Here is a 10,785-nt window from a genome sequence, read left to right as displayed (position 1 = left end):
GTGATCGCGGCCAAGGCGGTTGCGTTTGGCGAAGCGCTGCGCCCGTCGTTCAAAACCTACCAGCAGCAGGTCATCAAGAACGCGCAGGCGCTGTCTGACCAGCTGATCAAGGGCGGTCTGGACACGGTCACACACGGCACCGACACCCACGTCGTGCTGGTCGACCTGCGCCCCAAAGGCGTCAAAGGCAACGCGACCGAAAAGGCTCTGGGCCGCGCGCATATCACCTGCAACAAGAACGGCGTTCCGTTTGATCCGGAAAAACCGATGGTCACCAGCGGCATCCGCCTTGGTTCGCCCGCCGGCACCACCCGCGGCTTCGGCGAGGCCGAGTTCCGCCAGATCGCGGACTGGATCATCGAAGTGGTCGATGGCCTGCGCGAGAACGGCGAAGACGGCAACGGCGAGGTCGAAGCCAAAGTCAAAGCCGAAGTCGCCCAACTCTGCGCCAAATTCCCGATCTACCCAAACCTCTGATCGGGTCACAAAACCACAAACAAAAAGCCCCCAAACAACGGGGGCTTTTTGCGATCAGATACCCAACAAAAAAACGCCGCTGCGAACAAGGCAGCGGCGTTTTTCTTAAGGCGTAAAGCGGCGTTTAAGCCGTCAGGCCCTGCGGCTCTTTCAAACCATTGGCGCGGCAGCAGGCTGTGACTGTGTTCGCCAGAAGGCACGCAATGGTCATCGGGCCGACACCACCCGGAACCGGTGTGATCGCGCCAGCGACTTCTGCACAGCTGTCATAGTGGCAGTCGCCGACCAGACGCGTTTTGCCTTCGCCCGCGTCGATGCGGTTGATGCCCACGTCGATCACAGTCGCGCCCGGTTTGATCCAGTCGCCTGTCACCATTTCAGGGCGGCCAACGGCGGCGACAACGATGTCAGCGCGTTTGACGACCTCGGTCAGGTCTTTGGTGCGGGAATGCGCGATGGTCACGGTGCAGGAATCGCCCAGCAGCAGTTGCGCCATAGGTTTGCCCACGATGTTCGAACGGCCCACCACAACAGCGTTCAGACCGGACAGCGACCCGTGGTGATCACGCAGCAGCATCAGGCAGCCCAGCGGCGTGCAGGGCACCATGCTTTTCTGACCTGTGCCCAACAGACCCACGTTCGAGATGTGGAAACCGTCCACATCCTTGGCCGGGTCGATCGAGTTGATGACCAACTCGCTATCCAGATGCGCAGGAAGCGGAAGCTGAACCAGAATGCCGTGGACGGCAGGATCTGCGTTCAGCTGACCAATCAGCGCCAGCAGCGCGTCTTGTGTCGTATCCGCATCCAGCTTGTGCTCGAAAGAGTTCATGCCCGCTTCGATCGTCTGTTTGCCCTTGGACCGGACGTAGACCTGACTTGCAGGGTCTTCGCCCACCAGAACAACTGCCAGACCGGGGGTGATCCCGTGCCCTTCTTTCAGCGCAGCCACTTCTTCGGCAACGCGGCCCCGCACCTTGGCGGCAAAGGCCTTTCCATCGATCACCTGAGCAGTCATTTTACTCTCCTTCACTGTCGTTCAAGACGTAGGGAAAAGGGCCTTAGAACAGGCCCTCGATATTCCCTTCGTCGTTAAGTCGGATGTTTTCCGCAGACGGCACGCGCGGCAGGCCGGGCATGGTCATGATGCCGCCGCAGATCGCGACGACGAAACCGGCACCTGCGGACAGGCGCACCTCGTTCACCGGAATGGTAAAGCCCGTGGGCGCACCGCGCTGGCTGGGATCGGTCGAGAAGCTGTACTGCGTTTTCGCCATACAGACGGGCAGGTTGCCGTAACCCTGATCTTCCCATTCCTTCAGCTGTGCACGCAGCTTGCCGTCGATTTCGGCACGATCCGCGCGGTAGATTTTGCGCGCGATGGTGTCGATCTTATCGGCCAGCGACATGTCGTCGGGGTACAGAACCTCGAACTTGGACTGATCGCTGTCGGCAATTTCGGCCACGCGTGTCGCCATTTCCGTCATACCGGCAGAGCCATCGGCCCAGTGTTTACACAGGATCGCTTCGGCACCCTGGCTGGCGACGTAGTCTTTGACCGCCTGCACTTCGGCATCGGTGTCACCGGCAAAGTGGTTGATGCCCACGACAACCGGCACGCCAAAACTTTTGACGTTTTCGATGTGGCGACCAAGGTTCGGGCAGCCAGCGTTGACCGCGTCGACGTTTTCCGCACCCAGATCGGCCTTGGCCACGCCGCCGTTCATCTTCATCGCGCGGACAGTGGCGACGACGACAACACAGGATGGAGCTAGACCGGCCTTGCGGCACTTGATGTTCAGGAACTTCTCGGCGCCCAGATCGGCACCAAAGCCCGCTTCGGTCACAACATAATCCGCCAGTTTCAAAGCGGTTTTCGTCGCGATGACCGAGTTACAGCCATGCGCGATGTTCGCGAACGGGCCGCCATGGACAAAGGCTGGGTTGTTTTCCAGCGTCTGCACAAGGTTCGGCTGCATCGCGTCTTTCAGCAGAACGGTCATTGCGCCGTCCGCTTTGATGTCGCGGCAGTAAACAGGGGATTTGTCGCGGCGGTAGGCAACGATCATGTCGCCCAGACGGCGCTGCAGGTCGTCCAGATCGGATGCAAGGCACAGAATCGCCATGACTTCAGAGGCCACGGTGATGTCAAAACCGGCTTCGCGCGGGAAGCCGTTCGCCACACCGCCCAAGGATGTGGTGATCTGTCGCAACGCGCGATCGTTCATGTCCAGAACACGACGCCAGACGACGCGGCGCTGGTCGATCTCAAGCTCGTTGCCCCAATAAATGTGGTTGTCGATCATCGCCGAAAGCAGGTTGTGCGCCGACGTGATTGCATGGAAATCGCCGGTGAAATGAAGGTTCATATCCTCCATCGGAACGACCTGCGCATAGCCGCCACCGGCCGCGCCACCCTTCATCCCGAAGTTCGGTCCAAGCGACGCTTCGCGGATACAAATCGCGGCCTTTTTGCCGATCGCATTCAGGCCGTCACCAAGACCAACGGTGGTCGTTGTCTTGCCTTCGCCAGCAGGCGTCGGGTTGATCGCGGTCACAAGGATCAGCTTGCCATCAGCTTGATCTTGAACGGAATTGATGAAGTCCTGGCTAACTTTTGCCTTGTCGTGCCCATAGGGAAGAAGGTGTTCCGGAGCGATATCAAGCTTAGCGCCAATTTCCTGAATTGGGCGCTTTTTTGCTTCGCGCGCGATCTCGATATCCGTTTTAAAAGCCATAAAATTGATCCTCCCAGGGGTCGGTTTAGGCCATTAGTCACATCGGCCATGTATCTCACAATGGCAAGTTCAGTTTTCTGCCAAGCCGGGGATCATTTTATATCCAGATGGTAGGCATTCCCTACCCGTTCCAGCGGCATCTTGGCGATCAAATACGACAGAAGTCTGTGTCAGTTTGTGTGCTGTTGTATGCAGAAAATCGTTGGATTTCCGAGGGATACATTCAAAAGAAGGTGTAGACACCGGCAAAGAGAATCACCAACCTAAAGCACCGATCATGGTTTTGAGGAGGACCATGGCTGTGCAAATTAATGATGTAGCCAATAGTGTTCGCGTGTTTCTTATCGAACCGAACCCGCTCGTGGTTTCGGCTCTGAACGTCTGTTTTGCGTCTGACCAGCGGTTTGATCTGGTGGGCAGCGCGGATCAGGGTTCAGCGTTGATGAACGTGCCGGAAGGAGCGTTCGATGTGGCTGTTATTGCATGGCAAACCGCTGATCTGTCGGCGCCCGATATCCTGCGTGAATGGCGTGGTGCGGGCCGGTCGGAACCGGTGACGATCTTTTCCAACAATCGAGACCTTGGAACGGTTCGACAGGCAGTGCGTCTGGGGGCACAGGGCTATTGCTATCAGTTCGACGACCCTTCGGTTCTGTTCGACACTATCCATGCGGTCGCGAACGGGCGAATCTGTGTGCCGTTCATCGATGTGACGACGATCAACGACACGCCTTTGGCGAACCTGACAGTGCGCGAAAGGGAATTGGTCGAAGTGCTGTCGCGCGGTTGGACCAACCAGCAGATCGCGAACCGGACAGGCATTTCGGAAAACACGGTCAAATATCACCTGAAGAATCTTTACGAAAAGCTCGGCGTGAAAAACCGCGCTATGGCGGTGGCGATCTATTCCCGCGAAATGGAAGGGTAGAGGAGCCTGACCCAATTGGGCACGCTTGCGCGTGCACAGGTTTATCTCGTCCTTGGCCTTTGGCCGCGTCCTCGGGTGCGCCCGTGGATTGTGTATTTTCTTTCCAAAAATACCTTGGGTGAATTGGCCGAAGGCCAAGAGGGCAAAGCCCTTTTTCCAGAGTGATTGCATGTCACTGCATGCAGATTCCGGTAGGGCCAGATGGGTAGGGTCTTTCCCATCCCCAAGCGTATCATTCCTATCCGCGTGAGTGTTCCGCGAAAGCAAACACGGCCTCATCCTCATTCTCAGAATAAGGCTTTCGCTTTCAGGGAGGAGACCCGCATGGCCGGCTACAATCATCTATATATTCCCGGACCGACCAACGTGCCCGAACAGGTGCGCATGGCGATGAACGTGTGCATGCAGGACATGCGCGCATCCGATTTTCCGGATTTTACGCGCCCGATTTTCGATAAAATCGCGCGGCTGTTTAAGAACTCGACCGGTCGCGTTTTCATCTACCCGTCGTCCGGCACAGGTGCATGGGAAGCGGCGATTCAGAACACGCTGAGCCCGGGTGATAAGGTTCTGATGAGCCGCTTCGGCCAGTTCTCGACCCTGTGGGTGGACATGGCGACGCGCTACGGTCTGGATGTTGAAGTCATCGATTGCGAATGGGGCGAGGGCGTTCCTGTCGAGAAGTACGCGATGGCGCTGAAAGCGGACAAAAACCACGAGATCAAAGCCGTTTTTGCGACGCACAACGAAACTGCAACCGGCGTAACGTCGGACATCAAGGGCGTCCGTGCAGCGCTGGATGATGCGAACCACCCTGCGTTGCTGATGGTGGATGGTGTCTCGTCCATCGGCTCTATCGAGTTTGATCAGGATGCCTGGGGTGTCGACTGTGCAGTATCCGGTTCCCAGAAAGGATTCATGCTGCCTGCTGGTCTGGGTATTCTGTCGGTATCCAAATGGGCGCTTGAGGCGCACAAGACTGCCGAATACCAGCGCACGTTCTTTTCGTTTGAGGACATGATTGCCCACAACGACAATGGATATTTCCCGTATACACCCGCGACCCAGTTGCTGCACGGACTGAACACCAGCTGTGACATCCTTCTGGAAGAAGGCATCGAAAACGTCTGGGCGCGCCACAACCGTCTGGCCACTGGCGTGCGTTCAGCTGTTGATGCCTGGGGCCTGAAGCTGTGTGCCAAAGACCCCAAGTGGTACTCTGACACCGTCAGCGCGATTGTGGTTCCGGAAAACGTTGATGCGCGTCACGTCATTTCCCGCGCCTACGATGTCTACAACACGTCGCTGGGTTCCGGTCTGGCCAAGCTGATGGGAAAGGTCTTCCGCATCGGCCATTTGGGCTGGATGAACGAAGGCATGGTCACCACCGCCCTGTCTGTTGCCGAGATGTCGATGATCGACGTGGGCATGGATATCGAGGCCGGTTCCGGTGTGGCCGCAGCCATCCGTCATTTCACCGATACATCTGTCCAGACGGGCACGAAGGCAGCCGCGTAAGCGGCACCTTGGAAATTCCGAATAGAAAGTAAGACTATGAGCCACACAGTACACGGCATGCGCCGCACACGCCTTCAGCGTTCTACCTTGGCCGTTCCGGCATCGAACCCGTCGATGGTTGAAAAGGCTGCAGATAGCGCAGCAGACGTTGTGTTTCTTGACCTTGAGGATGCAGTTGCACCCAACGACAAGGAACAGGCCCGCAAGAACGCCATCCAGTTGCTGAACGACATCGACTGGAAGGGCAAAAACAAGATCACCAGCGTTCGCATCAACGGTCTGGATACCCATTACATGTATCGCGACGTTGTGGATGTTCTTGAGCAGGCAGGACAGAATCTTGATATCGTTCTGATTCCCAAAGTCGGCCTGCCGCAGGACGTCTATATGGTCGAGGCGATGATCAACCAGATCGAGATGGCCAAAGGCTTCACCCACAAGATCGGGATCGAGGCGCTGATCGAAACGCCGCTGGGCATGGCCAATGTCGAAGCCATCGCTGCCGCGCCGTCGCGCCTTGAAGCGATGCACTTTGGCGTTGCCGATTACGCAGCCTTCCACAAGGCCCGCACTGTGAACATCGGTGGTCTGAACCCGAACTATCCGGGTGACCAGTGGCATGCTGCCCTGTCGCGCATGACAACCGCCTGCCGTGCCTATGGCATCCGTCCCATCGACGGCCCGTTTGGCGACTTCTCGGATCCCGAAGGTTTCCGTGCAGCGTGTAAGCGCGGTGCTGCGCTGGGCATCGAAGGCAAGTGGGCGATCCACCCCAGCCAGATCGAATTGGCGAACGACGAATATTCGCCGACCGACGACGAAGTGCAGCGCGCCGAACGCATTCTGGTGGCGCTGGAAGAGGCTGCCGCGCAGGGCAAAGGCGCAGCCAGCCTTGATGGCAAAATGATCGACGCCGCATCCGAAAAAATGGCCAAGAACGTCCTGGCTGTTCAGGAAGTGCTGCGTGCACGCGCCGCGTAAGGGAGGACAGCATGGATATTCATGAATATCAGGCCAAAGAACTTTTGGCGACGCAGGGCATCCGTATGCCGCGTGGTGGCTTGGCGTATAGCCCCGAACAGGCGGCATACCGTGCAACAGAAATCGGTGGTGAAGCTTGGGTCGTAAAGGCCCAAATTCACTCCGGCGCCCGTGGTAAGGCCGGCGGCATCATCCTGTGTCGGTCTGAGAAAGAGGTCGAGGAAGCCGCTGAGAAGCTGTTGGGCTGCCGTCTGGTGACACATCAGACAGGCCCGCAGGGCAAGCTGGTGAACCGCCTTTATATCGAAGAAACCGTTCCGATCGAACGCGAGATCTATCTGGGGTTTGTTCTGGACCGCAAAGAAGAGCGGATCATGATCGTGGCCTCGGGTTCGGGCGGGATGGAGATCGAAGAGATCGCCGAAAAAGAACCCGACAGCCTTGTGCGCCAAACGGTCGATCCGGGACTTGGCATGCAGGAATTCCAAGCGCGCGAGATTGCGTTTGGTCTGGGCCTTGAAGGCAAACTGATCGGCAAGGCCGTTCGCACCATCATGGGCTGCTACCGTGTGTTCCGCGACTTCGACGCGTCGATGCTGGAAATCAACCCGTTGGTCGTCGCGAATGACGAAGTCTATGCGCTGGACTGCAAGATGTCGTTTGACGAAAACGCCACCTTCCGTCGCCCCGAAATCATGGAGCTGCGCGACAAAAGCCAGGAAGACCCGCGCGAAACCTTCGCGTCGGATCGTGGCCTGTCCTACGTCGGTCTGGATGGCGAAATCGGCTGCATCATCAACGGTGCGGGCCTCGCTATGGCGACGCTCGATATGATCAAGATCGCGGGCGGCGAGCCTGCCAACTTCCTTGATATCGGCGGCGGTGCCAGCCCTGAACGTGTGGCGAAATCCTTCCGTGCGGTCCTTCAGGACAAGAACGTGAAGGTGATCCTTGTAAACATCTTTGCGGGCATCAACCGCTGTGACTGGGTCGCCGAAGGTGTTGCCAAAGCACTGGACGAGGTCGGCGTAGACGTGCCGCTGGTGGTGCGTCTGTCGGGCACGAAGGTGGAAGAAGGCAAAAAGATTCTTGCCGAAAAAGCACCCACAGTGATCGTGGCCGATACCTTGGCCGAAGCTGCCGAATACTCGGTCGCTGAATGGAAAAAAGCCACGAAAGCAGCGGCGTAAGGAGGCCCCACAATGTCAATTCTTTTGAACAAGAACACCAAGGTTCTGGTGCAGGGCTTTACCGGTAAGATCGGTACGTTCCATGCGCAGGAAATGATGGACTACGGCACCAATGTTGTCGGCGGCGTGACGCCCGGCAAAGGTGGTGCGATGCATCTGGGTAAACCGGTTTTCAACACTGTGCGCGGCGCGGTTCAGGAAACAGGGGCCGAGGCGTCCATCGTCTTTGTTCCACCACCCTTCGCGGCGGATTCGATCATGGAAGCTGCCGATGCAGGCATCAAATATTGTGTCTGTATCACTGACGGTATCCCCGCACAGGACATGATGCGCGTAAAACGGTACATGCGCCGCTACAAGAAAGAGGATCGCATGATCCTGACCGGTCCCAACTGCGCCGGTTCCATCACCCCCGGCGAAGCGATGATGGGCATCATGCCCGGTCACATCTACATGCCGGGTCGTGTGGGCATCGTGGGCCGTTCCGGTACGCTGGGCTATGAGGCTGCAAGCCAGATGAAGGCGCGCGGCATCGGTGTGTCCACCTCCATCGGTATCGGTGGTGACCCGATCAACGGCTTCTCGTTCCGTGACTGCCTTGAACTGTTCAACAACGATCCCAACACGGATGCGGTTGTGATGATCGGTGAAATCGGTGGCCCCCAAGAGGCCGAGGCCGCTGAATGGGCGCGTGACAACATGAAAAAACCGCTGATGGCCTATGTCGCCGGTCTGTCTGCGCCCAAGGGTAAGCGCATGGGCCATGCGGGTGCGATCGTGTCCGCCTTCGGCGAGTCCGCTCAGGAAAAGGTTGAGATCATCCGCGAAGCGGGTCACACAATTGTCCCGAACCCAGCGGCGTTCGGCGAAATCGTCGAAGCTGTGCTGACCGGAAAGAAAGTAGCAGCCTGAGATGGTAAAGAAAAAAGTCCTCGTGACTAGAAAATGGCCCGCGTCAGTCGAAGCCCGACTGGCGCGGGACTACGATGTCACGCTGAATGACACCGACACGCCTATGACGCCTGAAGAAATCGGTGCGGCGCTGAATGAATACGATGCGATCTGTCCGACGGTGTCCGACAAACTGCCCGCGTCGATTTTCACCGGCGATCATAAGGCGCAAATCATCGGTAATTTCGGCGTTGGCTATAACCACATCGACGTTGCGGCGGCACACGCGGCCGGTCTTACCATCACAAACACCCCCGGCTGTCTGACCGACTGCACCGCCGACATTGCAATCACTTTGATGCTGATGCTGGCCCGTCGTGCGGGCGAAGGTGAGCGTGAGGTTCGGTCCGGCAACTGGACAGGCTGGCGTCCGACCCATCTGATGGGCACGCGCCTGCGTGGCAAAACGCTGGGTATCGTTGGCATGGGCCGGATCGGTATTGCCACGGCGCAGCGGGCGCAGGCCGCGTTCGGCATGCACGTAGTCTATTACAACCGATCAACCGTGTCGCAGGACGCAATGGGCGCGCTTGAAGCCACAGCGCTGGACAGCATCGATGCCGTGTTGAAAGCGTCTGATGTCGTGTCTCTGCACATGCCCGGCGGCGGCGCGAACAGCAAAATGATCGATGCGGAAAAACTGCGTCTATTGGGACCAAAGGCCATGTTGATCAATACGGCCCGAGGCGATGTAATTGACCAAGACGCTTTGATCCATGCATTGCAAAATGGACAAATCGCAGGTGCCGGACTGGATGTGTTCGACGGCGAACCCAACGTGCCAGAGGCCCTGATGTCCATGGAGAACGTCGTTCTTCTGCCGCACCTTGGCAGTGCTACGACGGAAACGCGCGAAGATATGGGCAACATGGTTGCCGACAATCTTGATGCGTTTTTTGCGGGTCGTGACGTTCCGAATCCAGTGGCTTGATGCCTATCTTTCAAGCCGCCCCACGCGCCGCCGGCACTCCCACTGGCGGCGCTTTTCTTTTGTCAGACGGTTTCGCTTTGGCCGTCAGCGATGAACTTGCGGCAGCGCGCGATCACGAAATCGGAAAACACAATGACTTTGGGGTCCTTCTGGCGCCGTGACGGCAGCAGACAGGCCATCTGAATTTTTGTAGGCGGCGATGCCTCGGCGACGGGCACCAGCGCGCCGGATGCAAGGTGGTGGGCAATCTCGAACCGCGGCTTCATCACTATCCCAGCGCCCGCCAAGGCCCAATCGGTCAGAACGTCGCCGTCGTCCGATTCCAGAGGCCCGCGAATGGCAAAGCGCTTCGGCCCGTTGGTGGTCTCCAACGTCCACTGGAATTCCTGCGCACCGGGAAAGCGAAGGTTCAGGCAATCGTGGTTGTCACGGATCAGCGCCTCTCCATCCGCCGGGTTGCCGCGTTTCGCGATATAATCCGGCGACGCGGCCAGTACGCGGGGCACATCGGCGACCACGCGCACCTTCAGATCGCTGTCTTGCAGAACACCCAAATGAAACGCCATGTCCAAACCTTCGCTGGCCACGTCGACCACGCGGTCCGACAGACGCAGGCGCACGTCGATGTCGGGATAGCTTTTCCGGAATTCAGGCAACAACGGCGCAATCAGACGACGACCCAACCCTAGGGGCGCCGACACGAACAGCGTACCGCGCGGACTTTGGGCCGCTTCCATCACGCGCGCTTCGGCGCTGGAAATCGCATCAAGAATGCCCAAGGCACCATCGTAAAACAAACGCCCGTGTTCCGTGGGCTTCAAAGACCGCGTTGTCCGGTTGAACAGGCGCACGCCCAGATGCTTTTCCAGCTCCGCGATGCGTGCCGAGGCCACCGCTGGCGAACAGCGCTGATCGCGGGCAGCGGCGCTCATGCTGCCTAATTCATAGACGCGCGTGAACATCCTGAGGTTGGTGACATAGGCCATGGTGATTTTCTTGCTGACATTGAAGCTGTTCCGTCATTTCAAGGATTAACAAGGAAGTCGCCCAGCGTATAGCCTTGGACGAAGA

General features: G+C 58.1%; 9 protein-coding genes and 1 pseudogene. 7 read left to right on the top strand and 3 right to left on the bottom strand.

Annotated features, from left to right (window positions below; all coding sequences use genetic code 11):
- A pseudogene (gene glyA / locus C4S59_RS19335) lies at positions 1 to 477 on the top strand (serine hydroxymethyltransferase); the annotation flags it as partial.
- A 124-nt stretch (positions 478 to 601) separates the two neighbouring features.
- Here the strand turns inward: glyA and folD are convergent.
- Together folD and C4S59_RS19325 are read right to left on the bottom strand one after the other, a co-directional pair.
- Entirely contained in the window at positions 602 to 1,495 is an 894-nt protein-coding gene (gene folD / locus C4S59_RS19330; protein ID WP_103911992.1) for a bifunctional methylenetetrahydrofolate dehydrogenase/methenyltetrahydrofolate cyclohydrolase FolD, read from the bottom strand.
- A 43-nt stretch (positions 1,496 to 1,538) separates the two neighbouring features.
- Positions 1,539 to 3,215: a formate--tetrahydrofolate ligase gene (locus C4S59_RS19325; RefSeq protein ID WP_103911991.1), complete on the bottom strand. Its 1,677-nt coding sequence runs from the start codon at positions 3,213 to 3,215 to the stop codon at positions 1,539 to 1,541.
- A 295-nt stretch (positions 3,216 to 3,510) separates the two neighbouring features.
- Between C4S59_RS19325 and C4S59_RS19320 the strand changes: the two genes are divergently transcribed.
- The 6 genes from C4S59_RS19320 to C4S59_RS19295 all read left to right on the top strand — a co-directional run bounded on the left by C4S59_RS19320 (position 3,511) and on the right by C4S59_RS19295 (position 9,714).
- Positions 3,511 to 4,143: a response regulator transcription factor gene (locus C4S59_RS19320; protein WP_103911990.1), complete on the top strand. Its 633-nt coding sequence runs from the start codon at positions 3,511 to 3,513 to the stop codon at positions 4,141 to 4,143.
- Between the two features lie 324 nt (positions 4,144 to 4,467).
- A complete protein-coding gene (locus C4S59_RS19315) occupies positions 4,468 to 5,661 on the top strand; it encodes an aminotransferase class V-fold PLP-dependent enzyme (protein WP_103911989.1) in 1,194 nt (397 codons plus the stop codon).
- 36 nt (positions 5,662 to 5,697) lie between these two features.
- Entirely contained in the window at positions 5,698 to 6,642 is a 945-nt protein-coding gene (locus C4S59_RS19310; RefSeq protein WP_103911988.1) for an HpcH/HpaI aldolase/citrate lyase family protein, read from the top strand.
- 11 nt (positions 6,643 to 6,653) lie between these two features.
- On the top strand, positions 6,654 to 7,832 hold the full coding sequence (locus tag C4S59_RS19305) for a malate--CoA ligase subunit beta (protein WP_103911987.1): 1,179 nt from the start codon (positions 6,654 to 6,656) through the stop codon (positions 7,830 to 7,832).
- A gap of 12 nt (positions 7,833 to 7,844) precedes the next feature.
- Positions 7,845 to 8,744 carry a succinate--CoA ligase subunit alpha gene (gene sucD / locus C4S59_RS19300; protein ID WP_103911986.1) on the top strand — a complete coding sequence of 300 codons (900 nt, stop codon included), beginning with the start codon at positions 7,845 to 7,847 and terminating at the stop codon, positions 8,742 to 8,744.
- Position 8,745: 1 nt separating this feature from the next.
- Entirely contained in the window at positions 8,746 to 9,714 is a 969-nt protein-coding gene (locus tag C4S59_RS19295; RefSeq protein WP_103911985.1) for a 2-hydroxyacid dehydrogenase, read from the top strand.
- A 62-nt stretch (positions 9,715 to 9,776) separates the two neighbouring features.
- Here C4S59_RS19295 and C4S59_RS19290 read toward each other — a convergent pair whose 3' ends face one another.
- Complete coding sequence (locus C4S59_RS19290) at positions 9,777 to 10,700, bottom strand: LysR family transcriptional regulator (RefSeq protein WP_103911984.1); 924 nt, start codon at positions 10,698 to 10,700, stop codon at positions 9,777 to 9,779.
- Positions 10,701 to 10,785 lie beyond the last annotated feature (85 nt).

It is taken from the genome of Thalassococcus halodurans (assembly GCF_900108225.1).
Taxonomy (GTDB): Bacteria; Pseudomonadota; Alphaproteobacteria; order Rhodobacterales; family Rhodobacteraceae; genus Thalassococcus; species Thalassococcus halodurans.
Note: the sequence above shows the minus strand (reverse complement) of the source record. Positions and strands in the feature narration are given on the sequence as shown.

Bases quoted from the DNA above. Each gene is read 5' to 3' on its own strand.
- C4S59_RS19305 (WP_103911987.1), top strand. From the start codon at position 6,654: ATGGATATTCATGAATATCAGGCCAAAGAACTTTTGGCGACGCAGGGC.
- C4S59_RS19315 (WP_103911989.1), top strand. From the start codon at position 4,468: ATGGCCGGCTACAATCATCTATATATTCCCGGACCGACCAACGTGCCC.
- folD (WP_103911992.1), bottom strand. From the start codon at position 1,495: ATGACTGCTCAGGTGATCGATGGAAAGGCCTTTGCCGCCAAGGTGCGG.
- sucD (WP_103911986.1), top strand. From the start codon at position 7,845: ATGTCAATTCTTTTGAACAAGAACACCAAGGTTCTGGTGCAGGGCTTT.
- C4S59_RS19290 (WP_103911984.1), bottom strand. From the start codon at position 10,700: ATGGCCTATGTCACCAACCTCAGGATGTTCACGCGCGTCTATGAATTA.
- C4S59_RS19310 (WP_103911988.1), top strand. From the start codon at position 5,698: ATGAGCCACACAGTACACGGCATGCGCCGCACACGCCTTCAGCGTTCT.
- C4S59_RS19295 (WP_103911985.1), top strand. From the start codon at position 8,746: ATGGTAAAGAAAAAAGTCCTCGTGACTAGAAAATGGCCCGCGTCAGTC.
- C4S59_RS19325 (WP_103911991.1), bottom strand. From the start codon at position 3,215: ATGGCTTTTAAAACGGATATCGAGATCGCGCGCGAAGCAAAAAAGCGC.
- C4S59_RS19320 (WP_103911990.1), top strand. From the start codon at position 3,511: ATGGCTGTGCAAATTAATGATGTAGCCAATAGTGTTCGCGTGTTTCTT.